Below are 25975 nucleotides of genomic sequence, written 5' to 3' on the forward strand. Positions count from 1 at the left end.
CGGCGGAGCCGCCGCCCTTGGTTCAGAATCGGTCGACGTCGAGGACGGCCTGGGCGAACGCCTCGGGTGCTTCCTGTGGCACGTTGTGGCCGATGCCCCGCAGCGTCCGGTGGTCGTAGGGGCCGGTGAACCTGGCCCGGTAGGCCGCGCCGTCGCCGGCCGGGGTGAAGGGGTCCCGCTCCCCGTCGAGCGTGATGGTGGGCACCGCGATGTCCGGCCCGGCGGCGAGCCGCGCTTCGATGCCGTCGTAGCGGGGGTCGCCTTCGGCCAGGCCCAGCCGCCAGCGGTAGTTGTGGATCACGATGCTGACGTAGTCCGGGTTCTCGAAGGCCGCGGCGGTGCGGTCGAAGGTGGCGTCGTCGAAGGCCCACGTCGGGGAGACGTTGTGCCAGATGAGCTTCGTGAAGTCGTGCCGGTACTCCTTCAGGCCCGACTCCCCCCTGTCCGTGGCGAAGTAGTACTGGTACCACCACGCCAACTCGGCCGCCGGGGGCAGCGGCAGCTTGTTCTTCTCCCGGTCGGTGATGAGGTAACCGGTCACGGAGACCAGGGCCTTGCAGCGCTTCGGCCACAGCGCGGCGACGATGTCGGCGGTCCGTGATCCCCAGTCGAAGCCGCCGAGCACGGCCTTCTCGATCCGCAGGGCGTCCATCAGGGCGATGATGTCGAGGGCGATCACCGCCTGCTGCGCGTTGCGGAAGGTGTGGGGTGAGCGAAAGCTCGTGGTGCCGTGTCCACGCAGGTAGGGAACGATGACCCGGTAGCCCCGGGCGGCCAGCAGGGGCGCGACATCGACGTAGCTGTGGATGTCGTACGGCCACCCGTGCAGGAGGATGACGACCGGTCCGCGGGCCGGCCCGGCTTCGGCATAGCCGATGGTTAGCTCGCCCGCCCTGACCTGCTTCAGTACCGGGAAGGACCCGTCGCCCGTGCCCGGTGTCCGCGCCGCTGTCGCGTTGTCGGCGACGGATCCCGAGGACGAGGACAGAGCCGCCGCGGGGTGGCTCAGGCCGACCAGTGACACCGCGGCCGCTCCCGCCGCGCCCGCGCCGGTGACCTTGCCGAAGGCTCGCCTGTCGATCATCTGTGAACCGTTCTGTCCGTGTCGGCCGGCCGGGCGCTGCGCGCCCGGCCGAGGGCTCTGATCAGCCATGGTGGTGCTCCGACGCCTTCGGAACCTCGGCGATCGGCCGCAGACATGCTGCGGGTTTCCCGCACTTGTATCCGCACCCGCGGCGCCGGCCGCGTCAGGACTCGCCCAATCGCTCCGCCGATCCCTTGGACTGGGCCGCCCGGGCCGCCCAGTACCTTTGCTCCCATGAATGCCGACCGCGCTGAACAGGGGGTGGAAGCCGTGTCACGCCTCAGCGTGGTGATCGCCGATGATCATCCTGTGGTCCGTGCGGGCATGCGCGTGCTGTTGTCCCAGGACGCGTCCTTCGAGGTCGTCGCCGAGAGTTCGACGGTTCCGGAGACCGTGCGGACCGTGACGGAACACCAGCCGTCCGTACTGGTCCTGGACCTCACCATGGCCGGCCGGTCCAGCCTGCCCTCGATCCCCGACCTGCTCACGGCGTCACCCGGTACCCGCATTCTGATCCTCACGATGCAGGAGGATCCCGCGTTCGCGCGCGCGTCCCTGCGGATCGGGGCGGCCGGATATCTGCTCAAGGAAGCGGCGGCGGAAGAGCTGGTCGGTGCGGCTCGCCAGGTCGCGAAGGGAGCCACGTACCTCCAGCCGGCCATGGGCGCCCGGCTGGCCGTCGCGGACGTCGGCTCGCCCGGCGCCGGCGGGGATGTCTCGCTGACGGCGCGCGAACTCCAGGTTCTCTCGCTGCTCGCCTCGGGCCACACCAACCAGGAGATCGCGGGTCGGCTCCACGTTTCCGTTCGGACGGTGGAGACCCACCGCGCCAGGGTTCGGGACAAGCTCGGGACCGAGACACGTGCGGAACTGATCGCCGCGGCTCGCGTGCGCGGGCTGCTGTGACGAACAGCGGGCCGCGCGCCAAGGCCGGCCCGATCACGGAGGCCGCGGGCGCCGCACTGCTCGTCGTCGCCTTCGCGGTCGAGGTCCTTCAGCAGCAGCCGCGTTGGGTGATGAGGTTCTCCCTCGGCGCGGCCGTCGTCCTCATCACCGCGGCGGCACTGAGCAACGCCGTCCGGCGGGCCTGGCTGGCGGCGCTGAGCGGGCTCGCACTCATTCTCGCCGTGTCGCAACTGGTCCGCATGACCAAGGAGCCGCTTTTCAACGGCTTGAACATCGTGCCGCTCCTGCTGATCGGCTGTGCCGCCATGCTGGGCCGCAGTGCGGTGTCGCGCCGCCGTGCTCTCGCACGGGAGCTGGCTCAGGCCCGCAGCGACGGCGAGGAACGGGAACGTCGGCGTTGGGCCCGCGAGTTGCACGACGAGACCCTTCAGGAACTGGTCGCCGTCCAGATCGTTCTGTCCACCGCCGTCGGCGTCGGCCAGTCCGCCGCCACGAACAAGGCCATCAACCAGGCGCGGGGCCTGATCGCGAACCAGATCACGTCCTTGCGGCACCTGATCGTGGAGATGCGGCCTTTCGCCCTCGACCAGTTCGGACTGGTGGCCGCGCTTGAGACGCTGTTCAGGCTCACCGAAGAGACGTTCGGGCTGGACACGGAACTGCGCGTCGGAGCGGCGTGGAGCGGGCCCGGCGACGAACTGTCGCCGGAGGCCCAGGCTCACATCTACCGCATCGTGCAGGAAGCGGTGAACAACGCGGTCAAGCACGCTGAGGCGAGCCACCTTCTTGTAGAACTCGACAGCGACGACCACGCGCTCAGCGTGACGGTCCGGGACAACGGCCGCGGGATGGCCCAGCGGCCTTCCGACCCGTTCGACCGAACCGCACTCCGCATGATGGTCTCCACAGGTACCGGGCTGCCGGCCATGCGCGAGCGCGGTCATCTGCTGAACGGACACCTCAGTGTGAGCTCCACTCCCGGCGAGGGAACCTGCGTCACCCTCCGGGTACCGCGCCATACCAAGCGACGCTCCAGGTGACAGGTGACTGGACGTCACACCACTCCGGCCTCACAACCAAGCAGCCCCCAACCACACAGTCACCCCCGCAGCCACAACCAGCCCTACGTTGAGGCCCACTTGCCGCTCCCCCCGCCTCAAGTGCACCCACCCCGCGCCCAGTTGCAGCACCACGAACCCAACGGCCGCCGCCAGGGCCAGCCGAGGCGCGATGTCGGTCAAGGGAGGGAGGATCAGGCCGAGGGCGCCGAGTACCTCCACCGCCCCGATCGCCCTGACCGCCCGCATCGGGGTGTCGTCCACCCAGGCCATCATCGGGCGGAGTTGCTCGCGGCTGCGGATCAGCTTCAGGCCACCGGCGTAGAGGTAGAAGAGGGCCAGTAGGGCGGCGGTGATCCAGTAGGCGATGGTCATGAGGTGCGTCCAGGGGCAGTCATGCCTCGATTGCAGCGGCAGCGACCCGTCGGCGTCCAAGACCCGTTCCGCGAGCTCCATACCGTACGGGTATCGTCGCAGTATGGAGCTACGCACGCTGCGCTATTTCGTGGCCGTTGCCGAGGAACTCCACTTCGGGCGGGCCGCCGCCCGGCTGCATATGAGTCAGCCGCCGTTGAGCCGGGCGATCCAGCGACTGGAGGGTGACGTCGGTGCGGTGCTCTTCGAGCGGTCGTCCGCCGGGGTCGCGCTCACCCCGGCCGGGGACGTACTGCTCGACGAGGCGCGGGGGCTGCTCGATCAGGCCGACCGGGCCCGCGTACTCGTGGCCGTCGCCGCGGGTGTCGCGGTCCTCACCGTCGGGCTGCTCGGCGACTCCACCGACCCCGACGTGGTCCGGCTCGCCGATGCCTGTCGCCTGCGGCATCCGGACATCGAGGTCCGTATTCGCGAGACCGATCTGACCGACCCCACCTGCGGGTTGCACGCCGGAACGGTCGATGTCGCCCTGACCCGGGGGCCGTTCGACGAGACCGGGCTCGTCGTGCGGGAGTTGCGAGCCGATCCCGTGGGGGCGCTGCTCCGGGTCGATGATCCGCTGGCCCGGAGCGGGAGTCTGAAGCCGGCCGATCTCGTCGATCGGCGCTGGTTTCGATTTCCGGAAGGGACCGATTCCCGCTGGCAGGACTTCTGGAGCGGTGGCGAGGCTCGGGAGGGGCCGGTGGTGCGGGCCGTCGAGGAGTGTCGGCAGGCCGTTCTCTGGAACGGGACCGTCGGGATGACGCTCGTCGACCACCCGCCAGGCGCCGGGCTCACCGTCGTGCCGCTCGTCGGCATGCCGCCTAGCCCTGTGGTGGTGGCATGGAGGGGCGGAGAGGCCAGTCCCCTGGTTGAGTCGTTCGTGCGGGTCGCCGCCGCCGTTTATCGCGGACGGCGATGAGTTCCGCGCCCTCCTCCGGTCTCACCCCCGCAAGCGACACCCCGCAAACAGCAGCCCACCCGACGACAGGAGTCAGTCCCATGCGCATCGTGGTCAGCGAATTCATCAGTCTCGACGGAGTCGTGCAGGCGCCCGGTGGTCCCGAGGAGGACACCGACGGGGGGTTCGCGCACGGCGGCTGGTCGCACCCGTACTTCGACCCGGAGGTGGTCGGTGGGGCGTTCGCCGCGGGGCTGGAGCAGGCGGAGGCCCTGCTGTACGGGCGTCGGACGTATCTGACGATGGCGGGGGCATGGCCCGAGCGGGCCGGGGATCCGTTCGCCGATCGGCTCAACTCGCTGAAGAAGTACGTCGTGAGCGACACCCTCGGCGATGACGAACTGGCCTGGAACAACACCGAGCGGATTCCCGGCACCGGGGCCCTCTCGCGGATCCGCGAGCTGCGGGAGAGCGAGGGCGGCGACCTGGCGATGATGGGGAGCCCCACGCTCGTGCGGGCCCTGCTCGGCGCGGGACTCGTCGACGAACTGCAGCTCATCGTGATGCCCGTGCTGCTCGGGGGCGGCAAGTCGATCTTCCCGGACGACGGGGTCAAGCGGGGGTTCGAGCTGGTGTCCACCGTCGTCGGCAAGACCGGTGTGCAGGTGTGCGTCTTCCGGCCGGCCGCCGAGGGGTAGCGGCGGGCGGCGCGGGCGTTCTAGTCTCGACTCGACGGGATCTCTGACTGAGTCAACCATCCGGCTCTGCCATCCGACTCGGCCGTCCGTACCGTACGAGCCAACCCCCAGGGGGCGACGACCATGACCGTCCAGGACATCCGCGCCTTCAACCGCTTCTACACGAACGTCATCGGCGCCCTCGACTACAGCCGGCATCTCTACGCCCCCTACACCCTCACCGAGTCCCGCGTCCTCTACGAACTCGCGCACTCCCCGCGCACCGACGCCGCCGACCTGCGCGGGGAACTGGCCCTGGACGCCGGGTACTTGAGCCGGATCCTGAACAAGTTCGAGCAGGACGCGCTGATCGAGCGGGTGCCGTCCAAGGAGGACACGCGGCGGCGGCACATCACCCTCACCGCGCACGGGCGCGAGACGGCCGCGCTGCTCGCCGAGCGGGCAAACGAGTCCGTCGGGGCGCTGCTGTCCACCGTGCCGGCCGCCGACCGGCCCCGGCTGTCGGAGGCGATGCGTACCGTGCGGGAGATCCTCTCCGAGGGCCGCCGGCCGCGCCGCGAGGACGTCCTGCTGCGCGAGCCCGGGCCCGGTGACCTCGGCTGGATCGTGCAGCGCAATGCCGCGCTGTACGCGGCCGAGTACGGGTTCAACGCCGACTACGAGGGGCTCGTGGCCCGGATCGTCGCCGACTTCGCCGAGGACCACGATCCGCATCTGGAGCGGGTGTGGGTCGCCGAGCTGGACGGGCGGGCGGTGGGGTGCGTGATGTGCGTGCGGGACGACGCCCCGGGCACCGCGCGGCTGCGGCTGCTGCTCGTCGAGCCCGACGCGCGCGGATTCGGCATCGGCGACCGGCTGGTCGGCGCCGTCGTCGACTTCGCGCGCGGGGTCGGCTACCGGGATCTCGTCCTGTGGACCAACGACGTACTGACCGCCGCCCGGCACGTCTACCAGCGCCGCGGCTTCGTCCTCGTCGCCGAGAAACCGCACCGTTCCTTCGGAAAGGACCTGATCGGACAGGACTGGCGCCTGGACCTGCACGGGACGGGCGAGTGACAGTAGAGGCATGAGACTGGCGTTCTCCACCCTCGGCGTCCCCGGCCTGCCCGTCACGGACGTAGTCCGGCTCGCGGCCGCCCACGGCTACCACGGCGTGGAGCTGCGCGCCCACCCGGAGGAACCGGTGCACCCCGGCCTCGACCTCGACGAACGGGCCGACGTGGCCGCCGAGTTCAAGGCCGGCGGCATCGACGTCCTCGGCATCGCCGGGTACGCGCGCGTGGCGGCGCCCGGGGACGACGGGCCGGTGATCGAGGAGGTCCGCCGCCTGGTCGACCTCGCCCGCGACCTCGGCGCCCCCTACGTCCGCGTCTTCCCGGGCGGCGGCCACGAGCAGACCCGCGAGCGCGCAGACGCGACGGCCGCCCGCAGGCTCGGCACGGCCGCGGAGTACGGCGCCGACCTCGGCGTACGCATCCTGCTGGAGACGCACGACTCGCACCGCACCGGCGCCGACGCGATCCGCGTCCTGGGCCGGGTCGGCCACCGCAACGCGGGCGCGCTCTGGGACGTCATGCACACCTGGCTCGGCGGCGAACAGCCCTCCGAGTCCTACGCCGCCCTCGCCCCGTTCCTCGGCTACGTCCAGGTCAAGGACATCGCCTCCGCCGACGACACCACCCCGCTCCCGCTCGGCGCCGGCGTGCTGCCGCTCGCCGAGTGCGTGGAGGTGCTGTCCCGGCACGGGTGGGACGGGTGGCTGTGCTGGGAGTACGAGAAGCGGTGGTACGAGGAGGCCGCGCCGCTCGACGGGTTGCTGGCCGCGGGGCACGACCACCTCTGCCGACTCCTCAACGACTCGGCGTAGGCCCAGGCCGCGGGCAGGGGCGCTTTCGCGCCGGATAAATCGCTGGCGGGAGTGCGGTCCGGGTTCTAGGGTCCCGGGGTGACCCCGCACCCCGCTCCGTACCCCGTCATGCCCTCATGAGTCCCACGGGCCTGAGCCGTGCGTTCATCGACGTCCGGCCGCTGCGGACGTCGCCCGTCTTCCGGCGGCTGGTGATCGGGCGCACGGTGTCCACGCTCGGCGGCTTCATGACCATGGTCACCGTCATGTACCAGGTGTGGGACATGACCCACAGCACGGCGTGGACCGGGGCGTTGGGGGTGGCCCAGGCGGTGCCGATGGTCGGGGTCAGCCTGTTCGCGGGGGCCTGGGCCGACCGGACCGACCGGCGCCGGATGTACCTCACGGGGACCGTCGGTGCGGCGGTGTGCTCCGCGCTGCTCGCCGTGCAGGGCTTCACCGGGCACGTGCACGTGGTCGTCGTCCTCGTACTCGTCGCGGTGCAGACGTCCTTCGCCGCGCTCGGCGCACCCGCGGCGGGCGTATTCGTGCCCCGGCTGCTGCCCAAGGACCAGGTGGCCGCGGGCCTCGCCCTCCAGCAGGTCACCGGCCAGGCGATGATGCTGGTCGGCCCGGCCGTCGCCGGAGTGGTGCTCGGCTGGTGGGGCATCGGGGTCTGCTATCTGCTGGACACCCTGACCTTCGGCCTGTCCTTCTACGGCGCCTACGGGCTGCCCGCGCTCCCGCCCGACGGCGAGAAGTCACGGCCTGGGGTCCACGGCGTACTGGACGGACTGCGCTTCCTCACCGGCCACCGGGCGGTGCGCGGCGCGCTGCTGACCGACCTCGCCGCGACCTTCCTGTCCTTCCCGGTCAGCCTCTTCCCGCTGGTCAACGCCGAGCGCTTCGGCGACGACCCGCGCACGCTGGGTCTGTTCCTGTCGGCCCTCGCGGTGGGCGGCGTCACCGCGACGGCCCTGTCGGGACCGGTCACCCGGTTCGGCCGCCCCGGGCTGGTGATGCTGTGCGGGGCGGGTGTCTGGGGCGCCGCGCTGGTCCTGTTCGGCCTCTCCACCAGCCCCTGGCTCGGCCTCGGCCTGCTGGTCGTGGCCGGCGCCGGCGACTCCGCCTCCGTGCTCGCCCGCTCCACGATCGTGCGGATCCACACCCCGGACGCGCTGCTCGGCCGGGTGACCGCGGCGGAGGTGATCGTCGGCCAGGCGGGCCCGAACCTCGGCAACGTCCGCGGTGGCCTCCTCGCCGGCTGGACCTCCGGCACGGTCTCCCTGATCACCGGCGGCCTGATGTGCCTGGCGGCGGTGGGAGCGGTGGCGGCGACGACACCGGAACTGCGGGAGGAATCGCCCCGTCCCGTCACCCCCTGAGCAGACCGGCTATCCCCGCTCTCCACCCACCCGCCGTCGCGCCACCCGTGCCTCCAGCTTCTCCCGGCACTCCGGCCACTCCTGCGCCGTCACCGAATAGATCGCGGAGTCCCGCAACAGCCCGTCCTCGCCCGGCGCCCAGGACCGGGACCAATTCCGCAGTACGCCCTCGAAGCGGGCCCCCACGCTCTCGATGGCCGCGCGGGAGCGGCTGTTGCGGGCGTCCGTCTTGAGGTCGACGCGTGCCACGCCCCACTTCTCGAAGGCGTGCCGGAAGAGGAGCAGCTTGGCCTCGGAGTTCACGCCCGTGCCCTGCGCGGAGCGCGCCAGCCAGGTGAACCCGACCTCCACCGCGTCGAGTCGATCGTCCGACCGCCAGTACCGCGGCTCCCAGTACGAGGTCGCGCCGACGGCCCGGCCCGTGGCGAGGGACACCTGCGCGTACGGGGCCAGCCGTCCCGTCGCCGCGCGGGCGAGCTGTGCGTCGATGTACGCCGCCACCTCGTCCGCCCTCGGCACCCACGTGAACGCGTACGTGTCCCGGTCCTCCTCGGCCGCCACCGCCAGATCGGCCACGTGCCGATGCTCCAGCGGCTCCAGGCGCACCGACTCGCCCTCCAGCACCGGCCCCCGCAACTCGAACGTCACCCGCGACTCCCCCTCACCACCGCGCCCGCAACTCCGCGAACGCCTCATGGAAACCCGGGAAAGTCTTCCGTACGCACCCCGGGTCGTCGAACGAGATTCCCGGCACCCGCAGCCCGGTCACCGCGAAGGACATGACGATGCGGTGATCCCCGTAGGACTTGATCTCCGTGCCACCCGCGGGGGAAGCCCCCGGCCGGATCTCGATCCAGTCCGCGCCGGTCGCCACCTCCACTCCCAGCCGCCGGAGGTTCTCCGCGCAGGCCTCCAGCCGGTCGCACTCCTTGACCCGTGTGTTCGCCACGTCCTCGATCCGCACCGGGCCCGACGCGAAGGGGGCGATCGCCGCGAGCGTCGGCATCGTGTCGGAGATGTCCCGCATGTTCACGGTGAGGCCGCGCAGGGCCTCCGGGCCGCGGACCGTCGTCGCGTCGGGGCCGACGGTCACGTCCGCGCCCATGCTGCGCAGTACGTCCACGAAGCCGAGGTCGCCCTGGAGTGCCCCCGTCCCCAGGCCCGGGACCGTCACCTCGGCGCCCGGGGTGACCGCGGCCGCCGCGAAGAAGTAGCCGGCCGTGGACGCGTCCGGTTCGATCGCGTAGGTGGTGGCGCGGTAGCCGCCCGGCGGGACCACGTAGACGTCTCCCTCGCGGCCGACCTCCGCGCCGAACGCCCGCATCATCGCGATCGTGATCTCCACGTACGGCGCCGAGACCAGGTCGGTGACCCGGATCCGCAGGCCCTTGCGGGTCAGGGGGCCGAGCAGGAGAAGGGCGGTCAGGTACTGGGAGGACTGGCCGGCGTCCAGGACGACATCGCCGCCCTCGACGCCCGCCGCCCGGACGGTGAGGGGGTGGTGGCCCTCCTGCTCCTCGTGCCGCAGGTCGACGCCCAGGTCGCGCAGGGCGCGGGTCAGGGGGAGCAGCGGGCGCCGGCGCATCTGGGGCGAGGCGTCGAAGCGGTAGGTGCCGTGGCCCGCCGCCGCCAGGGCCGGCAGGAAGCGGGCCGTGGTCGCGCCGTCCCGGCAGTGCACGTCCGCCTCCGCCGCCGCCGGGCCCTGCGGGCGGCCGTCCACCTGCCAGGCGTCCCGGGTGCGGCCGACGCGGTAGCCGAGCCGGGTCAGCCCCTCGGTGAAACCCTCGGTGTCGTCGGAACGGAGGGGGCGTACGAGGGTGGTGACCCCGTCGGCCGCCGCCGCCAGGAAGAGGGCGCGGGCGGTGAGGGACTTGGAGCCGGGGAGGGCGACTGAGGGCATGGCGTCATGATCGGGCGGCGGCCGTCCCCGGCGCCGGGACGTCCACGGGATGGACCCCGACGCGCCGGGCCCACACACCACCCGTGTCGTCGGAGGCGCAGAGGGCGTACGCACTCTGCGGGAGCCGTGGCCCAAGGGCGCGGCCCACCCGCCTCGTTGGCCCCTGTGTCACCAACTTCCGGGAATCGTCGGCATGGCGGGAACCCCCGCCGACTACGGTTCGTCCAACCCCCGAGCTGTCGGATGAGTCCCGTGGTGCGGTGTCGGCCCTCGCTGCTGGCTGCGATCGCTGACCTACCCTCTCCGCCGTACCACGGCCGGCAGAAGCCGCCATCGGCGCGCCCCCCTCCAACAGCGCCGATGGCGGCCCCCCTTCACGTACCGTGCGCACTCCCTTGACTGGCAGAAACTTCCCGGATATTGCTGACTCCTCGGAAGTTTCCTTCAAAGGATCACCTCCGGAAGGAGCGCACGTGCCCTCCAGACGCACCGTTCTCACCGCGACCATGGGCGTCACCGCATCCCTCGCGATCGGCGGCACCGCCCACGCCGACGACAAGAAACTCCGCTCCCTGGTCTCCCGTATGACGCTGCCCGAGAAGGTCGGCCAGCTCTTCGTCATGCGGGTCTACGGCCACTCCGCCACCGCCCCCGACCAGGCCGACATCGACGCCAACCTGAGCGAGATCGGCGTGCGCACGGCCGCCGAGCTGATCGCCAAATACCGGGTCGGCGGCGTCATCTACTTCACCTGGGCGCACAACACCCGGGACCCGCACCAGATCGCCGACCTCTCCAACGGCATCCAGAAGGCCTCGCTGAAGCAGCCGCGCGGACTGCCCGTGCTCGTCGCCACCGACCAGGAGCACGGCATCGTGTGCCGGGTCGGCAAGCCCGCGACGCTGTTCCCGGGCGCGATGGCGATCGGCGCCGGCGGCTCCCGCGACGACGCCCGCACCCTCGGCCGGATCTCCGGCGCCGAGCTGCGCGCGATGGGCATCAACCAGGACTACTCCCCCGACGCCGACGTGAACGTCAACCCGGCCAACCCGGTCATCGGCGTGCGCTCCTTCGGCGCCGACCCGGACGCGGTGGCGGGGCTGGTCGCCGCCGAGGTAAAGGGGTACCAGGGCAGCCGGGTGGCCGCGACCGCCAAGCACTTCCCGGGGCACGGCGACACCGCCGTCGACAGCCACTTCGGCTTCCCGGTCATCACCCACAGCCGCGAGCTGTGGTCGACGCTGGACGCCGTGCCCTTCCGGGCCGCGATCGACGCCCGTATCGACTCGATCATGACCGCCCACATCATGGTCCCGGCGCTCGACGACTCCGGCGACCCGGCCACCCTCTCCCACCCGATCCTCACCGGCATCCTGCGCGGGGAGCTCGGCTACGACGGGGTGGTGATCACGGACTCGCTGGGCATGGAGGGGGTACGGCAGAAGTACGGGGACGACCGTGTGCCCGTGCTCGCCCTCAAGGCGGGTGTCGACCAGCTGCTCAACCCGCCGTCTCTCGACATCGCCTGGAACGCGGTGCTGAATGCCGTGCGGGACGGGGAGTTGACCGAGGCGCGGCTCGACGAGTCGATCCTGCGGGTGCTGCGGATGAAGGCGCGGCTGCGGCTGTTCGAGGAGCCGTACGTCAGGCAGGGTGACGTGGACCGGGTGGTCGGCACCCGGGCACATCTGGCGGCGGCCGACCGGATCGCCGAGCGGACGACGACCCTGCTGGTCAACGAGGGCGGGCTGCTGCCGCTGTCCCGCGCCACGCACAAGAAGCTCCTCGTCGTGGGCGCCGACCCCGCCTCTCCCTCCGGCACCACCGGGCCGCCGACCGGCGTGCTCGCCACCGCGCTCACCGGGCTCGGCTTCACCGCCACCGCCCTGTCCACCGGCACCGCTCCCTCCGCGGCCACGATCGCGAAGGCGGTCGCGGCGGCCCAGGACGCGGACGCGGTGGTCGTGGGCACGTACAACGTCACGGCGGCCGACGCCCAGAAGAAACTGGTCGAGCAACTGGTGGCGACCGGGAAGCCGGTGGTCGCGGTCGCGATCAGGAATCCGTACGACGTGGCACAACTGCCGTCCGTCCGGGGCTACCTGGCCGCCTACTCCTGGACCGACGTCGAACTGCGGGCAGCCGCGCGGGTGATCGCCGGCAGGGCGGCACCGCGCGGGAAGCTGCCGGTGGCGGTGCGCCGGGCCGACGATCCGACGCAGGTGCTGTACCCCGTCGGACACGGGCTGTCGTACTGACCCCTGGACGGCGGGCGTAGCGGAGGTACGCCACACAACCGGCGTACGCCCACCAATCGGCCCGAAGTACCCCGTATGTCTGGCGTGTGCCCGCTGCCGCGGGTCACGCTGGGCGGGGGTACCGGGGGGTTCACGATGCGTGAGAGAAGTTCTGTGGGGGTGGTCTGCGCACTGGTGGCACTGCTCACCGCCCTGGTGTCGGGCTGCGACGTCCTGTCGGCGTCCGGTTCGGAGGGCGGTGACGCGAGCGGCGGACCCACCGGGACGGTCCGGGCGACCGCGTCCCGGACCTCCGGCTACGGGGCGGTGTTCCTGGGGGTCGACGAGTGCAGCTCGTTCGGGACGACCAGCTTCACCGAGGTGCCGTGCACCAGCGAGCGGGCGGCGGCACGGGTGGTGGCGCGTTTCGACGGCAAGGTGGGCGAGGGTCCGCTGTGCCCGGCGACCACGGACTTCGTGCTGCACATCAGTGAGCAGAACCCGTCGTCCGACGAGGACGGCGACGGCTCGGTGCCGCAGGGGTACGCCTGCATGCGCAACCTGGAGTCACCGCATCCCGGCGACCCGGGCGGCGGGGGCGGTCCGCGCACCATCGTCGGCGACTGCGTCTACGGCTCAGGCGACGGGCAGGTCCGCGAGACGGCGTGCGACGGCAAGGGCAAGAAGAAGCCGCAGTACAAGGTGGTGAAGGCGGTCGCGAAACGGACGCAGTGCCCGGCGGCGACGGCCCTGTACGTGCAGCTGGAGGGCGCGGAACGGGTGGGCTGCGCCCGGCCGGTGTGATCAAAAGTGACTCACGGGTGATCAACGGCCGGGCGCAGCCCGGGAGTTACGGGCGTGACCGGTGCGGTGCTACGGACGCAGCGCCGGCTCCCGCTCCACGTCCCGCACGTCCAGCTTCCTGTCGAACTTCGCCAGCGGCTTGGCCTGCGCCGTGGTGGTGGCGGGGACGCCGGCCCAGGCGAGGATCCGCGCGGTGGCGAGCGCCTTCTGGTCGGCGGCCAGACCCGCGACGTTCGCACCGTGGTTGAGGCCGGGCGCGGTGAAGACGTACGAGTCCTTCGCGCCCTTGCCGACGCCGAACCGCTCCGCGCCCCACGGGTCGTTCTGGCCGTAGACGAAGAGCATGTGGCGGGCGTTGTGCTTCACCCAGGAGTCGACGTCACGCATGGCGGACGGCTGGAACTTCATCGGGATCGAGCGCGGCACGAAGTTCCGCGGCGGCTGGTAGCCGTAGCGGATGTACTTCTTCTCGATGTACGGGAAGTGGATCGTGGGCGCGCCGAGCTGCGTGCCCGCCTGGTAGTAGTACGGGGTGTACGGCTCCAGGCCCTGGTCTGTGTAGAAGGAGAAGCCGGAGATCGTGTCGACCGAGGTCCAGATCGCGTCGTCCGTGGCGGTCTTGGCGTCGGCCGGGATGTCGGCGCAGTCGGAGAGCAGGCTGTACTGCCAGAAGCCCCAGACGTAGTCGAGGACGACGGCCTCGTACGCCTTGTCCAGGCTGCCGACGGTGGTGAAGGTGTAGCCGTTCTCGGCCGCGTACGCCGCGTACTTCTGCTCCAGCGACTCGCGGCGCACCAGCGCCTCGCGCTGCACGGCGTTCAGACGGTCGCGGCACTCCTTGGTGCCGACCTTGGTGAAGAAGCGGTCGTAGGCCGAATCCTCGTTGTTCACCACGTCGTTGGGGGCGACGTAGGCGACGACGCCGTCCATGTCCTTGGGGTAGAAGCGCTCGTAGTACGTGGCGGTCATGCCGCCCTTGGAGCCGCCGGTGGAGATCCAGTTCTGGGCGTAGACCTTCTTCAGCGCCTTGAAGAGGCGGTGCTGGTCGCTGGCCGCCTGCCAGATGTCCAGCTTGCTCCAGTCGGCCGGGGCCGGCCGGGACGGGGTGAAGTAGCGGTATTCCAGGGAGACCTGGTTGCCGTCCACGATCTGGGTCGGCTCGCGGCGACTGGGCGTCGTGGAGACGTTGTAGCCGCCGGTGTAGAAGACCGTCGGGCGGCTGACGTCCTTGTGCAGCACGGTGATCCGCTGCTGGAAGGTGCCCTTGGACGGGTGCCGGTGGTCGACCGGCTGGGTGTAGTTCAGGACGAAGAAGCGGTAGCCGGTGTACGGCTTCTCCTCGATCAGGCTCATCCCCGGTATGGAGAGCAGCTGATCCTTGATGTCGGTCGTGCCGCCGGCCGCCGGCTGGGCGGCGGTGGCCGCCCCGGCCGTGCTCAACGTGCCTATCAGCACGGTGAGCGCCAGCAGCCATCTGAGCGCCTTGCGCATGCACACTCCCCTGTGGATACAGATGTCCGCCGGAAGCTAACCGAGCAACCGACCTCCGCACCAGGGGAGTTCAAGAAAAGCTTGTAAGAAAGCCGTCATTCAGCAAAGAATCCACCCCGAACTCACCGAGCCCCGGGCCACCGAGCCCTTGATCCACACACAGCGGTGCCCGGCGTGCACGGTGACCGGACCGGCGTGATGGGTGTACTTCCCCTTGTCCACCACGGGCCGGTTGCCGCGCGCCTGCACGCTGACCGACATGGTCCGCCTGGCGGTGCTCGTCCCCTTGGGGAAGGTGACCGCGCAGATGTACCCGCTGCGCTTGTAGACGTGGACGACGCCGGTGGAGAAGGGCAGGTCCCGCACCTTGCGTCCGCCGCAGTACGAGGCGGCCTGGGCGCTGGCCGGTGTGGCGAGCGCGAGCAGTCCGGACGCGGTCAGCACGGCCATACCGAGGGCGAACCACCTCCGTATCGCACCTGTGTCCACTGTCGTCCCTCCCGTACCGCCGCCGGCCGGCCCGTCGATGAGCGTACGGGTGTACGGACGCACGACGTATATCGGATGGTTGCGCGACCGTCAGTGCGCGACCCCGACCGGCTCCTCCGGCTCGGACTGCCCGATGAAGGTCCGCCACAGCTCGGCGTACCGGCCGCCCAGGGCCAGGAGTTCGTCATGCGTCCCGTCCTCGACGACCATGCCGTGGTCCATCACCACCACCCGGTCGGCGCGGGCCGCGGTGGTCAGGCGGTGGGCGACGACCAGGGTGGTACGGCGGCCGGTGAGGCGGTCGGTGGCGTGGTTGACCTGGGCTTCGGTGGCCAGGTCGAGGGCGGCCGTCGCCTCGTCGAGGAGGAGGACGTCGGGGTCGACCAGCTCGGCGCGGGCCAGCGCGATCAACTGGCGCTGCCCCGCGGAGAGGTTGCGGCCGCGCTCGGCGACCTCGTGGAGGTAGCCGCCGTCGAGGGTGGCGATCATCTCGTGCGCGCCGACCGCGCGGGCCGCCGCCTCGACCTGGGCGTCGGTGGCGTCCGGGCGGCCGTAGGCGATGGCGTCGCGGACGGTGCCCTGGAAGAGGTACGCCTCCTGCGGCACGACGCCCAGGCGGTGCCGGTACGAGGTGAGGTCGAGGGTGCGCAGATCGGCGCCGTCGACGGTCACCCGGCCGCCCGTGGGGTCGTAGAAGCGGGCCACCAGCTTCACCACGGTCGACTTTCCGGCGCCCGTCTCGCCGACGAACGCGACCGTCTGCCCGGCCGGGATGCTCAACTCGACGCCGCCGAGCGCCTCTTCGCCCTCCCCGTACGCGAAGTGCACGTCCTCGAAGGCGATCTCGCCCCGCAGCGAGAGCACGTCGAGCGGCTCGTCGGCGGCCTTGGTGGAGGTCGGCTCGCGCAACAGCTCCTGGATGCGGCCGAGCGAGACCGAGGCCTGCTGGTAGCCGTCGAAGACCTGCGAGAGCTGCTGGACCGGGGCGAAGAACAGGTCGATGTAGAGGAGGTACGCGACCAGCGCGCCGGTGGTGAGCGTGGCGTCGTCGATGCGGCCCGCGCCCGAGATCAGCACCGCGGCGGCGGCGACCGACGACAGCAACTGGACGAAGGGGAAGTAGATGGAGATCAGCCACTGGCCCCGGGTCCGCGCCGCGCGGTAGCTCGCGCTGCGCTCGGCGAACCGCGCGCCGCCGTCCCGCTCGCGCCGGAAGGCCTGCACGATCCTGAGCCCCGACACCGACTCCTGGAGGTCGGCGTTGACCAACGACACGCGCTCACGGGCGAGTTCGTACGCCTTCACGCTCGCCCGGCGGAAGAAGAAGGTGGCGATGATCAGCGGCGGCAGCGTCGCGAAGACGACGAGCGCGAGCTGGACGTCGATCACCAACAGGGCGCCCATGATGCCGAAGAAGGTGACGACCGAGACGAACGCCGTGACCAGACCGGTCTGCAGGAAGGACGAGAGGGCGTCGACGTCGGTCGTCATCCTCGTCATGATCCGGCCGGTCAACTCCCGCTCGTAGTAGTCGAGTCCGAGCCGCTGGAGCTGAGCGAAGATCTTCAGCCGGAGCGCGTACAGCACCCGCTCACCCGTGCGTCCGGTCATCCGGGTCTCCCCGGTCTGCGCGGCCCACTGCACGGCGACGGCGGCCAGTCCGAGCAGCGCGGCCGTCCAGACCGCGCCGATCGCCAGCGCGGAGACGCCCTGGTCGATGCCGTGCCGGATCAGCACGGGCAGCAGCAGTCCCACACCCGCGTCCACGGCGACGAGCCCGAGGCTGATCAGCAACGGCCGCCCGAAACCGCGCAGAAGGCGCTTGAGCCCGTACGAGTCCTCGGGCCGCACCGCCCGTGCCTCGTCGATGTCGGGGACGTCGGTCGCGGGCGGCAACGCGTCGACCTGGTCGAGCAGTTCGGGCGTGGCCGGCATCCCGGCCAGCGCCGTGTCCTTCGGCTCACGGTCCCCGGTCCACAGCCGCGGGGTCACTCCGCGCTCGGCGTCGAACTCCGCGTCCAGCTCGTCGCGTACGGAGGTGTCCTCGCGGGGTGCGGCGGGAACGGCGTGACCGGGCGAGACGCCGCCGAGCTCGTCGGGGTCGGTCAGCAGGCGGCGGTAGAGGGCCGAGCGCTCCTGGAGCTCCTCGTGGGTGCCGACGTCGGCCAGGCGTCCTGCGTCGAGGACGGCGATGCGGTCGGCGAGGCCCAGGGTGGAGCGGCGGTGGGCGATGAGGAGGGTGGTGCGGCCCCGCATCACCTCCTTGAGCGCCTCGTGGATCTCGTGCTCCACGCGCGCGTCCACGGCCGAGGTGGCGTCGTCCAGGACCAGCAGGCGGGGGTCGGCGAGGATCGCGCGGGCGAGGGCGACGCGCTGACGCTGGCCGCCGGAGAGGGTGAGGCCGTGCTCGCCGACCGTGGTGGCGTAGCCCTCGGGGAGTTCGGCGATGAAGCGGTCCGCCTGGGCGGCGCGCGCGGCCGACTCGATCTCCTCGTCGGTCGCGTCGGGGCGGCCGTAGGCGATGTTGCTGCGGACCGTGTCCGAGAAGAGGAAGGAGTCCTCGGGGACCAGGCCGATCGCGGCGCGCAGCGAGTCGTGGGTCAGCTCGCGGACGTCGTGGCCGCCGACGAGGACGGCGCCGTGCGTGACGTCGTAGAAGCGCGGCAGGAGCAGGGAGACGGTGGACTTGCCGGAGCCGGAGGAGCCGACGACCGCGAGGGTCTCGCCGGCGCGGATCTCGAAGGAGAGGCCTTCGAGGACGGGGCGCTCATGGTCGTAGCCGAAGGAGACGTCGTCGAACTCGACCGTCGCGGGCGCGTCAGCGGGCAGCTCCTTCGTGCCGTCCTTCATGGTCGGCTCGGTGTCGATCAGCTCAAGGACGCGCTCGGTGCCGGCGCGGGCCTGCTGGCCGACGGTGAGCACCACGGCGAGCATCCGGACCGGGCCGACGAGCTGGGCGAGGTAGGTGGAGAAGGCGACGAACGTGCCGAGCGTGATGTGGCCGCGCACCGCCAGCCAGCCGCCGAGCGCCAGCATGGCGACCTGGCCGAGGGCCGGGACGGCCTGGAGGGCCGGGGTGTACCTGCTGTTCAGCCGGACCGTCCGCAGCCGCCCCGCGAAGAGCCGCCGCCCGACCTCGCGCAGCTTTCCGGTCTCCTGCTCCTCCTGCCCGAACCCCTTCACCACGCGTACGCCGCTGACGGCGCCGTCGACCACGCCCGCCACGGCGGCGGCCTGGGCCTGCGCGTACCAGGTGGCGGGGTGCAGCTTCGTCCGGCTGCGCCGCGCAATCCACCACAGCGCCGGGGCCACCGCGAGGGCGACCAGGGTGAGGGGCGGGGACAGCCAGGCCATGATCCCGAGCGAGATCACGAAGAGGAGCAGGTTCCCGATGGTCATCGGGAGCATGAAGAGCAGGCCCTGGATCAGCTGGAGGTCGCTGGTCGCCCGGCCGACGACCTGGCCGGTGGACAGCTCGTCCTGCCGGCGGCCGTCGAGCCGGGTGATCGTCTCGAACATCTCCGTCCGCAGATCGTGCTGGACGTCGAGGGCGAGGCGGCCGCCGTAGTAGCGGCGGATGTAGGTGAGGACGTAGACGACCAGGGCGGCGCCGATCAGGGCGCCGGCCCAGGGGGCCATGTCGCGGCTGTGGTCGCCGATCACGTCATCGATGACCACCTTGGTGACCAGGGGAACGACCGCCATGACGGCCATGCCGCCCAGCGAGGAGCCGAGGGCGAGGATGACGTCCGTCGGATGGCGCCAGGCGTATCCGGCGAGTCGTCTTACCCAGCCCTGCTGCGCTGTCACGCGGGTGCCCTCCGTTGTTTCTGGTGCGGATCCACGTACCGATCCACCGAAGGGCACCAACGTCAAACGAAGCGGATTTCATCCCTCCGCAACAAAGAGAGGGAGAACAGGACAGCAGGGATCAGACCCGTACCCGCAGGTAGTAGAACCGGGTCGTCTGGGCTGCGTTCTGGTTGTCGTCGCTCACCAGCAACACCTTCAGGCGGCCCTTCTCCTTGCCCGTGATCGTCATTCCCTCGATGTTGTCGAGGAGGGGGTTGGGCTGGGGCTGCTTCGCCGTGGCGCCCAGGGTGGGGCAGGTGGCGATGTCGGTGAGGAGGGTCTTCTTTATGAGGTGCACGCCGGGCTGGCCCGTGAGGTTCTCGATACCGCTGGTGTTCGTGGCGCGGCGGGGGTCGGCCAGGTAGAGGCGGACCGTGTTGCCGACGCCGGCGGTGAAGCCGCGCTCCAGGACGAGGAGGCGGCCGTCGGGGGTCGCCTGGACCTCGGGGACGCCCTGGATGGCGTCGTCGGTGCGGTACGCGTACTGGGCGCCGAGCTTGAAGTGGTCGCCCTTGGTCCGGTTCCACGTCTGGAAGCGGACGATGCCGGTGGAGTCGCCGGCGAGCGCGTACTCCATCGAGGCGAGCAGGGTGTGGCCGCCGGGCAGCATGGTCAGACCCTCGAAGGTCTGGTTGTACGTGGCCCGGCCGGCGGGCGCGACGAGCAGCGAGGACGGGACCGGGAGGCGGTCGAGGATCTTGCCGTCGTGGGAGTAGCGGCGGATCGACGGCTCGACCTCCGAGGTGATCAGGCGGGTGCCGTCACGGTCGATGACCAGGCTCTCGGAGTCGAGCGCGGCGCCGTTCTCATCGGCGAGCTGGACGACCTTTTTCGGGGCCAGGGTCTTCGCGTTCAGGTCGAACAGCGAGGAGCGGTCGGACAGGGCCGTCAGGGAGCCGTCACGGTCGACCGCCAGCGCGGAGAGGTTGCCGACGAACGTGCCCTGGTACGTGGTCTTGTCCAGGGCGTCCGAGAAGCGGTCTAGGGAGACGGCGGGCGAACAGGTGTGACTCCCGTAGGAGTTCGCACTCCCGTAGGAGCCGGCGGAAGCCGGCCCGGCGGCGGTCAGGCAAGTGGCCGCCGCCAGGGCCGCGGTGACGGTCGTGAGTACGGTTCTCAGGCGCATGGGCGTCACCGTAGGACGGGGACAGTGACGACTGGGAGACCGTTTCGTGAAAAATCAGCTCGCGGCCAGGTCCTTGTGGATGACCTTGGCGACGCCCTGGATGGTCGTGATCCCGTAGTTCATCGTGCTGTTGCCGTGCGTCAGCACCGAGATCATGTAGTCGTGGCCGCCACCCTTGAAGGTGCCCACGCTGTGGACGCGCCAGCCGTGCGTGGCGCGTTGCAGCCAGCCGTTCTTGACGTGCACGGAGACCCCGGAGGGGGTGCCGTACGGGGTGCCCCAGCGCTGGGACGAGATGACCTGGCCCATCAACTTCTGGATGTAGGTACGGGAGTTGTCGCTGAGGACCGTGTTCTTCGCGGTGACCAGTTTGAGCAGTTTCTGCTCGTCGGTGACCGTGATCTGGGTGAGGCCCCAGTAGCCGTTCGCGCCGGGCTTGGTCTGCGTCATCTTGGCGGCGGCGAGGAAGCCCTTGATCTTCGTCAGACCCAGTTGCTTCCAGAGTTTGCTGGTCGCGTCGTTGTCGGACTTGGTGATCATGGCCTTGGCGCGGGCCGCCTCGGTGTCGGTCAGATACCGGTTGTGCTTCTTCGCGTCCCACAGGAGCGTGGCGAGAACGGTGACCTTGACGACGCTCGCCGAGTCGAAGGCGCTGGAGGCGCGGAGCGAGCAAGTGGTCTGGGTGGTGCGGTCGTAGAGGCCGACCGCGATCGTGCCCTTGCGGTTGGCGAGGGCGGCGGTGATGTCCTTCTTGAGCTTGGTCGCGAGCGCCGCCTTGGCGGACGTACAGGCGACGGTCGGCGTGGCCGCGGCGGCGGGGGTGGCGGCCGTGGCGGTGGCCACGCAGGCGGCGAGCGTGGCGCCGGCCACCCATCTGGCACGTACGGATATTCGAGGTTCCCCGTTAGTCATGCCCTATATGACTCACGGGTTCGAGCGAAAGGTTGTACGCATCCCTGCCTCATTGGGCAAAGGCTGTACCGACCCTGTTGGGCAAGGGCTGTACAAGACGTTGCCGAGCCCTTGGTCGATTCACAGCCGGGGGCCAGGTTCGCCACAGCGCGCGCCCACGCCCGCTCACCACGATGCTCGGGTGACATCTGCCACCGATCCACACCCCCACACCGAGACCGTGTCCGAAGACTGGCCGCCGCCGACCCCGCCCGCGGCGCCCTCGGACAAAGCACCGCGCTGGTCGCTGCCTGCCCTGATCGCCATCCTGGTGCTGGCGGCGGCGCTGTACTCCTGGAATCTGTCCGGGTCCAGCCTCAACAGCTTCTACAGCTCGGCCGTCTACAGCGGCACGAAGAGCTGGGAGGCCTGGTTCTTCGGCTCGCTCGACGCGGGCAACTTCATCACGGTCGACAAACCACCGTTCGCCCTGATGATCATGGGCCTGTCCTGCCGGATCTTCGGCTTCGGCACCTGGCAGATGATGCTGCCGGAGGTCGCCGCCGCGCTCGGCACGATCTGGATCCTGCACACGTCCGTGAAGCGGTACTTCGGGCACGTGGCCGCGGCGATCGCCGCGCTCGTCCTCGCGCTGACGCCGATCACGGTCGCCATCAACCGGGACAACAACCCCGACACCCTGCTCGTCCTGCTGATGGTCGGCGGCGCGGCCCTCGCGCTGCGCTCGGTGCGCACCGAGCGAGTGCTGCCGCTGATCGGCTCCGCGGTCTGCTTCGGGCTCGCCTTCAACACCAAGATGCTCCAGGGCTACATCGCCCTGCCGGCCGTCTTCGCCGTGTACCTGTTCGCGTCGAAGCTGGGCTGGAAGAAGAAGCTCGTCCAACTGGCCCTGGCCACGGTCGCGTTGGCCGTCTCCAGCTTCTGGTGGGCCACGGCCGTGTCCCTGGTGCCCGCCGACGACCGCCCCTACATCGGCGGTTCGACCGACGGCAGCGCCTGGAACCTGATCATGGGCTACAACGGCCTGGGCCGCGTCCTCGGCGGCGAGGGCAACGGCGGAGGCGGCGGTGGCGGGGCCGGTGGGGGCGGCGGAGGCGGCACCTTCGCCGGTACCGCGGGCCTGGGCCGGATGTTCAACGACATCCTCGGCGGCCAGATCTCCTGGCTGATCCCCTTCGCGGGCATCGCGCTCGTCGCCGGCCTGGTGCTGCGCGGGCGCGCCCCGCGCACCGACCCCACGCGCGCCGCGCTGGTGCTGTGGGGCGGCTGGCTGGTGCTGCACTACCTGACCTTCGCCATGGCCGAGGGCACCATGCACCCGTACTACACGACCGCGCTCGCCCCGGGCATCGCGGCGCTCACGGGTGGTGGCGGCGTCATGATGTGGCGCGCCTTCCGCAGCGGTGACGCCCGCTGGTCGTGGGTGCTGCCCGCCGGGCTCGCGGTCACCGGCAGCTGGGCGATCGTGCTGCTGCGCCGGGCCACCGACTGGAACACCTGGCTGTGGCCGGCCGTCGGCGTGGTGATGGTCCTCGCGATCGTCGGCCTGTTCGTCTTCCGCTCGGGCAACCGCGCCCGGCTCCTCGCCGTGTCCATCGCGGCGGCGATCATGGCGGCGCTGGCGGGCCCGACGGCCTACGCCGCCTCACCCGCACTCTCCTCCGCCTCCGGCGGCATGGGCGGCACCAACCCCACGGCCGGCCCCTCCACCGGCAACGGCGGCCCCGGCGGAGGCGGCGGTCCCGGCGGCGGCCGGGGCGGCTTCGGCGGCCAGCGCGGCGAGATGCCGGGCGGCACGCAGCAGGGCGGCGGCGGCCAGGGCCAGATGACGCCGGGGGGTGGCAACGGTGAGCTGCCGCAGGGCGGCGGGGCGCCGAGCGGGGCTCCAAGTGGGGCTCCAAGTGGCAGCGGTACGACTCCGGGCGGAACCGGCGGTACGGCTCCCGGCGGCACCAGTACCGGCGACGCACCCGGCGGCACCGGCGGCGGCTTCGGCGGCGGCGGGATGGGCGGGGGCGGCGCCTCCACCGAGCTCGTCTCGTACCTGGAGAAGCACCAGAACGGCGCCAAGTGGCTGCTCGCGGTGTCCAATTCACAGTCCGCGGGCCAGCTGATCCTCAGCACCGGCAAGCCCGTCATCTCCATGTGGGGCTTCACCGGCTCCGACAAGGCGATGACCCTCGCCAAGCTCAAGGAACTGGTGAAGAAGGGCGAGTTGCACTACATCCAGCTCGGTGGCGGCGGCATGGGCGGCAACAGCAGCCTGAACCAGGAGGTCACCAGCTGGGTGGAGAAGAACGGGACGGCGGTGAAGGAGAGCGAGTACAGCAAGAGTTCGTCGTCGGACTCTTCGTCGTCGAGCTCTTCCTCCAACTCGTCCGGCTCGTCCACGACTCAGACGAACACGTCGACGATCTACCGTCTGGACCCGTCGGACGTCAGCTGAGTAACCGGCTGAGAAATCGGCCGAGTAAAGAGCACCCCAACGGCCTCCCCTAGGCCCCCAACGGCCCCCGACCTTCCGGTCGGGGGCCGTTTTGCTATGTCAACTCGCGTAGACAAGGGGCAAATTGCCGGATCCGGTCATCGGATCGACATGTACAGGTCATTTACAAGGCCGCACGCCCGTGCCACGCTCCCGTCTGCCGCCTCCATTCAACCCGCGTAGATGGGACCCCCTTTATGCTGGCGACACGCATCCGCCGCTGGAAGACAGTGGCCCTCACGACGGCAGCCGTCCTGGTCGGCTTCAGCGCCCCCGCGCTGACGGCGACCCCGGCAGCGGCCACCACCACCGCGTACGACACGACGTACTACAAGAACGCGGTCGGCAAGACGGGCACCAGCCTCAAGTCCGCGCTGCACACGATCATCAGCAGCCAGACCAAGATCTCGTACTCCGCGGTCTGGGACGCGCTGAAGGCGACCGACCAGGACCCGAACAACAGCAACAACGTGATCCTGCTGTACAGCGGTGTCTCCCGCGCCAAGTCCCTCAACGGCGGCGACGTCGGCGACTGGAACCGCGAGCACACGTGGGCCAAGAGCCACGGCGACTTCGGCGAGGTGACCGGTCCCGGCACCGACCTGCACCACCTGCGTCCCGCGGACGTCCAGGTCAACAGCATCCGCGGCAACCTGGACTTCGACAACGGCGGCAGCGCGGTCGCCAACGGCGGCGGCAGCACCGTCGACTCCGACTCCTTCGCGCCGCGCGCGGCGGACCGGGGCGACGTGGCCCGCATGATCCTCTACATGGCCGTGCGCTACGAGGGTGACGACGGCTTCGCCGACCTGGAGCCCAACGAGAAGGTCGGCAACGGCAGCAACCCCTACATGGGCAAGCTCTCCGTCCTCAAGGCCTGGAGCGCGGCGGACCCGCCGAGCGCCTTCGAGGAAAAGCGCAACCAGGTCATCTACGACACGTACCAGCACAACCGCAACCCGTTCATCGACCACCCGGAGTGGGTCGAGTCGATCTGGTAGACGGAGACCGCTGAGCCGCGTACCGCTCGCCTGCCGCATGCCACCAGGCGGGCGGTACGGGGCCACGCACGACCGAGGCCGGCTGATCGGGATGCAACCCGAGCCGCCGCCCTCCGAGAAGAGTCTCGGCCCTACTCGAGACGCACGAGGTCCTCGGGCAACGCGTAGCGGTAGCCGCCGGTCAGCACGTCGTGCTCGAAGACCAGGACGTACTCCCGGTCCTCGTCCAGTCCGCACGTAGCGCAGGGCTCCTGGTAGCCGATGGCCTCCGCACGCTCCTGCCCGGGCGTCCCCTTGTCGTTGCCGCCCCATCGCAGACGCTCGCCGATGCGATAGGTGTCCTGCCACGCGTGCCCGAAGTGGAACTGAAGGGTCATCGGCTCCTCGTCGCCACACCCGAGGCAGCCGTGCAACCGCGGCACGACCGCCGTGTTGAACGCCCCCATCGCCCCTCCGCCCTCAATGTCAGTCGGTACGGACCTCGCCACCCCTCGGCGTCGGTCATGTTCCGTCGCCCTCCACGATCGTCGGTCGCGCCCGGAGTTCAACCTTCCTCGTCGTCCTCCAGGTACCAACCGCCCCCGGTCATGCGTTCCTTGAGCCGCTCCGCCTCTTCGGCGGGCGGCTTCCGACTGGACAGGGCCCCTGCCGCCCGGTTGCGCACCACATGCCGGTCGAGACCGAACGCCGTCTCCACCACCACGCCGAGATTCCGCTCGGACAACAGGTCGGAGAGGACCACGAGCAAGGCACCGTAGTCCGCGTCGCCCTCGCGAACACCGGCGGGGAAGACCCGCCGGAGCTGATCGACGATTTCCGCGAGACACGGATCGAGGTCCATCAGTCCGCCGTCACCGCGCAGCGAGGCCCCCTCGGGCCGCGTCCTCGTGGCGCCAGCACCGTTCCTCCACCCGGGCCACGGCGAAGGCGAGTGCCTCATCGATGTCGAGGCCCTCGCCGTGGCGCCGGTACGGGGTGGGGACCCCGGCCGGCCACTCGCCCGTGTCCCGCTCCAGGGCGAGCCGGACGTACGCCTCCACCGTGATCCCCGCCTCGGTGAAGGCGAGGACCACGGCGAGCCGGTACTCGTTCGGCTCGGGGTCCCGGGCGAGGACCATCCAGGTGATGCCGTGATGGAGCGTCACCTGCGGTGTGCCGTCCACGACATCGAGCAGTACCTGCGGGACGACGGTCGTCTCGTCCTCGCCGCCGGAATTGCTGCCGAAGCCGTATTCCAGATAGCGGCCGAGCATGAACTCGGCCAACTGCTTCTGGAACCGGTCCAGCGACAGCAGGAAGCCGGCGAACCGCTGCTCGGTAAAGGTCACGGCGGCACTCTCCGACGGTGACAGTGGTCCGTATGGGAAAGCGCCTGGGTCCACCGGT

The 25975-nt window shown here is 70.7% G+C and carries 23 protein-coding genes; 11 read left to right on the plus strand and 12 right to left on the minus strand.

What is annotated here, in order from left to right; all coding sequences use genetic code 11:
- Positions 1-22: 22 nt before the first annotated feature.
- Complete coding sequence (locus tag M2283_RS15770) at positions 23-1084, minus strand: alpha/beta fold hydrolase (protein ID WP_280876825.1); 1062 nt, start codon at positions 1082-1084, stop codon at positions 23-25.
- Positions 1085-1318: 234 nt separating this feature from the next.
- On the opposite strand from M2283_RS15770, the gene M2283_RS15775 reads away from it, so the two are divergent.
- Together M2283_RS15775 and M2283_RS15780 are read left to right on the plus strand one after the other, a co-directional pair.
- Positions 1319-1990 carry a response regulator transcription factor gene (locus M2283_RS15775; protein WP_280876826.1) on the plus strand — a complete coding sequence of 224 codons (672 nt, stop codon included), beginning with the start codon at positions 1319-1321 and terminating at the stop codon, positions 1988-1990.
- Positions 1987-3030, plus strand: coding sequence for a sensor histidine kinase (locus M2283_RS15780; protein ID WP_280876827.1), 1044 nt, complete (start codon positions 1987-1989; stop codon positions 3028-3030). The genes M2283_RS15775 and M2283_RS15780 overlap by 4 nt, the downstream gene beginning before the upstream one ends.
- 30 nt (positions 3031-3060) lie before the next feature.
- Here the strand turns inward: M2283_RS15780 and M2283_RS15785 are convergent, their stop codons facing one another.
- Entirely contained in the window at positions 3061-3423 is a 363-nt protein-coding gene (locus M2283_RS15785; RefSeq protein WP_280876828.1) for a DoxX family protein, read from the minus strand.
- A gap of 103 nt (positions 3424-3526) precedes the next feature.
- Here M2283_RS15785 and M2283_RS15790 point away from each other — a divergent pair, with 103 nt between their 5' ends.
- The 5 genes from M2283_RS15790 to M2283_RS15810 all read left to right on the plus strand — a co-directional run bounded on the left by M2283_RS15790 (position 3527) and on the right by M2283_RS15810 (position 8292).
- Complete coding sequence (locus M2283_RS15790; RefSeq protein WP_280876829.1) at positions 3527-4384, plus strand: LysR family transcriptional regulator; 858 nt, start codon at positions 3527-3529, stop codon at positions 4382-4384.
- Positions 4385-4464: 80 nt separating this feature from the next.
- Positions 4465-5061: a dihydrofolate reductase family protein gene (locus M2283_RS15795; protein ID WP_280876830.1), complete on the plus strand. Its 597-nt coding sequence runs from the start codon at positions 4465-4467 to the stop codon at positions 5059-5061.
- Between the two features lie 123 nt (positions 5062-5184).
- A complete protein-coding gene (locus tag M2283_RS15800; RefSeq protein WP_280876831.1) occupies positions 5185-6117 on the plus strand; it encodes a bifunctional helix-turn-helix transcriptional regulator/GNAT family N-acetyltransferase in 933 nt (310 codons plus the stop codon).
- A gap of 10 nt (positions 6118-6127) precedes the next feature.
- Positions 6128-6928 (plus strand): sugar phosphate isomerase/epimerase family protein, encoded by an 801-nt coding sequence (locus tag M2283_RS15805; protein WP_280876832.1) that lies wholly within the window; start codon positions 6128-6130, stop codon positions 6926-6928.
- A 116-nt stretch (positions 6929-7044) separates the two neighbouring features.
- Positions 7045-8292, plus strand: coding sequence for an MFS transporter (locus tag M2283_RS15810; protein WP_280876833.1), 1248 nt, complete (start codon positions 7045-7047; stop codon positions 8290-8292).
- Between the two features lie 9 nt (positions 8293-8301).
- Here M2283_RS15810 and M2283_RS15815 read toward each other — a convergent pair whose 3' ends face one another.
- Together M2283_RS15815 and aroA are read right to left on the minus strand one after the other, a co-directional pair.
- The gene (locus tag M2283_RS15815; RefSeq protein WP_280876834.1) at positions 8302-8940 is read right to left on the minus strand and encodes a GNAT family N-acetyltransferase; all 639 of its coding nucleotides are present in this window, start codon (positions 8938-8940) and stop codon (positions 8302-8304) included.
- Positions 8941-8953: 13 nt separating this feature from the next.
- Positions 8954-10192, minus strand: a complete 1239-nt coding sequence (gene aroA, locus M2283_RS15820) for a 3-phosphoshikimate 1-carboxyvinyltransferase (RefSeq protein WP_280876835.1) — start codon at positions 10190-10192, stop codon at positions 8954-8956.
- Between the two features lie 473 nt (positions 10193-10665).
- Here aroA and M2283_RS15825 point away from each other — a divergent pair, with 473 nt between their 5' ends.
- Together M2283_RS15825 and M2283_RS15830 are read left to right on the plus strand one after the other, a co-directional pair.
- Entirely contained in the window at positions 10666-12450 is a 1785-nt protein-coding gene (locus M2283_RS15825) for a glycoside hydrolase family 3 protein (protein ID WP_280876836.1), read from the plus strand.
- A 135-nt stretch (positions 12451-12585) separates the two neighbouring features.
- Positions 12586-13233 carry a hypothetical protein gene (locus M2283_RS15830; protein ID WP_280876837.1) on the plus strand — a complete coding sequence of 216 codons (648 nt, stop codon included), beginning with the start codon at positions 12586-12588 and terminating at the stop codon, positions 13231-13233.
- A gap of 69 nt (positions 13234-13302) precedes the next feature.
- Here the strand turns inward: M2283_RS15830 and M2283_RS15835 are convergent, their stop codons facing one another.
- The 5 genes from M2283_RS15835 to M2283_RS15855 form a co-directional block, all read right to left on the minus strand.
- A complete protein-coding gene (locus M2283_RS15835) occupies positions 13303-14724 on the minus strand; it encodes a S28 family serine protease (RefSeq protein WP_280876838.1) in 1422 nt (473 codons plus the stop codon).
- A 99-nt stretch (positions 14725-14823) separates the two neighbouring features.
- Positions 14824-15213, minus strand: a complete 390-nt coding sequence (locus M2283_RS15840) for a hypothetical protein (protein ID WP_280876985.1) — start codon at positions 15211-15213, stop codon at positions 14824-14826.
- Positions 15214-15303: 90 nt separating this feature from the next.
- Positions 15304-19023, minus strand: coding sequence for an ABC transporter ATP-binding protein (locus M2283_RS15845; protein WP_280876839.1), 3720 nt, complete (start codon positions 19021-19023; stop codon positions 15304-15306).
- 121 nt (positions 19024-19144) lie between these two features.
- The gene (locus M2283_RS15850) at positions 19145-20191 is read right to left on the minus strand and encodes an esterase-like activity of phytase family protein (RefSeq protein ID WP_280876840.1); all 1047 of its coding nucleotides are present in this window, start codon (positions 20189-20191) and stop codon (positions 19145-19147) included.
- A 54-nt stretch (positions 20192-20245) separates the two neighbouring features.
- Entirely contained in the window at positions 20246-21103 is an 858-nt protein-coding gene (locus M2283_RS15855; RefSeq protein ID WP_280876841.1) for a serine hydrolase, read from the minus strand.
- Between the two features lie 181 nt (positions 21104-21284).
- Between M2283_RS15855 and M2283_RS15860 the strand changes: the two genes are divergently transcribed.
- Together M2283_RS15860 and M2283_RS15865 are read left to right on the plus strand one after the other, a co-directional pair.
- Positions 21285-23549 (plus strand): glycosyltransferase family 39 protein, encoded by a 2265-nt coding sequence (locus M2283_RS15860; RefSeq protein ID WP_280876842.1) that lies wholly within the window; start codon positions 21285-21287, stop codon positions 23547-23549.
- A 236-nt stretch (positions 23550-23785) separates the two neighbouring features.
- Positions 23786-24589 (plus strand): endonuclease I family protein, encoded by an 804-nt coding sequence (locus M2283_RS15865; protein WP_280876843.1) that lies wholly within the window; start codon positions 23786-23788, stop codon positions 24587-24589.
- Positions 24590-24720: 131 nt separating this feature from the next.
- Here M2283_RS15865 and M2283_RS15870 read toward each other — a convergent pair whose 3' ends face one another.
- From M2283_RS15870 to M2283_RS15880, 3 genes are all read right to left on the minus strand, one after another.
- Complete coding sequence (locus M2283_RS15870) at positions 24721-25035, minus strand: hypothetical protein (RefSeq protein ID WP_280876844.1); 315 nt, start codon at positions 25033-25035, stop codon at positions 24721-24723.
- A gap of 98 nt (positions 25036-25133) precedes the next feature.
- Entirely contained in the window at positions 25134-25430 is a 297-nt protein-coding gene (locus M2283_RS15875) for a hypothetical protein (RefSeq protein ID WP_280876845.1), read from the minus strand.
- A gap of 10 nt (positions 25431-25440) precedes the next feature.
- Complete coding sequence (locus M2283_RS15880) at positions 25441-25917, minus strand: hypothetical protein (RefSeq protein WP_280876846.1); 477 nt, start codon at positions 25915-25917, stop codon at positions 25441-25443.
- Positions 25918-25975: the final 58 nt, after the last annotated feature.

Origin of the sequence: Streptomyces pseudovenezuelae, from assembly GCF_029892565.1 — a bacterium.
Classification (GTDB): Bacteria; Actinomycetota; Actinomycetes; order Streptomycetales; family Streptomycetaceae; genus Streptomyces; species Streptomyces pseudovenezuelae_A.

Bases quoted from the DNA above. Each gene is read 5' to 3' on its own strand.
- M2283_RS15770 (WP_280876825.1), bottom strand. From the start codon at position 1,084: ATGATCGACAGGCGAGCCTTCGGCAAGGTCACCGGCGCGGGCGCGGCG.
- M2283_RS15775 (WP_280876826.1), top strand. From the start codon at position 1,319: ATGAATGCCGACCGCGCTGAACAGGGGGTGGAAGCCGTGTCACGCCTC.
- M2283_RS15785 (WP_280876828.1), bottom strand. From the start codon at position 3,423: ATGACCATCGCCTACTGGATCACCGCCGCCCTACTGGCCCTCTTCTAC.
- M2283_RS15790 (WP_280876829.1), top strand. From the start codon at position 3,527: ATGGAGCTACGCACGCTGCGCTATTTCGTGGCCGTTGCCGAGGAACTC.
- M2283_RS15795 (WP_280876830.1), top strand. From the start codon at position 4,465: ATGCGCATCGTGGTCAGCGAATTCATCAGTCTCGACGGAGTCGTGCAG.
- M2283_RS15800 (WP_280876831.1), top strand. From the start codon at position 5,185: ATGACCGTCCAGGACATCCGCGCCTTCAACCGCTTCTACACGAACGTC.
- M2283_RS15805 (WP_280876832.1), top strand. From the start codon at position 6,128: ATGAGACTGGCGTTCTCCACCCTCGGCGTCCCCGGCCTGCCCGTCACG.
- M2283_RS15810 (WP_280876833.1), top strand. From the start codon at position 7,045: ATGAGTCCCACGGGCCTGAGCCGTGCGTTCATCGACGTCCGGCCGCTG.
- aroA (WP_280876835.1), bottom strand. From the start codon at position 10,192: ATGCCCTCAGTCGCCCTCCCCGGCTCCAAGTCCCTCACCGCCCGCGCC.
- M2283_RS15830 (WP_280876837.1), top strand. From the start codon at position 12,586: ATGCGTGAGAGAAGTTCTGTGGGGGTGGTCTGCGCACTGGTGGCACTG.
- M2283_RS15835 (WP_280876838.1), bottom strand. From the start codon at position 14,724: ATGCGCAAGGCGCTCAGATGGCTGCTGGCGCTCACCGTGCTGATAGGC.
- M2283_RS15850 (WP_280876840.1), bottom strand. From the start codon at position 20,191: ATGCGCCTGAGAACCGTACTCACGACCGTCACCGCGGCCCTGGCGGCG.
- M2283_RS15855 (WP_280876841.1), bottom strand. From the start codon at position 21,103: ATGACTAACGGGGAACCTCGAATATCCGTACGTGCCAGATGGGTGGCC.
- M2283_RS15865 (WP_280876843.1), top strand. From the start codon at position 23,786: ATGCTGGCGACACGCATCCGCCGCTGGAAGACAGTGGCCCTCACGACG.
- M2283_RS15870 (WP_280876844.1), bottom strand. From the start codon at position 25,035: ATGGGGGCGTTCAACACGGCGGTCGTGCCGCGGTTGCACGGCTGCCTC.
- M2283_RS15875 (WP_280876845.1), bottom strand. From the start codon at position 25,430: ATGGACCTCGATCCGTGTCTCGCGGAAATCGTCGATCAGCTCCGGCGG.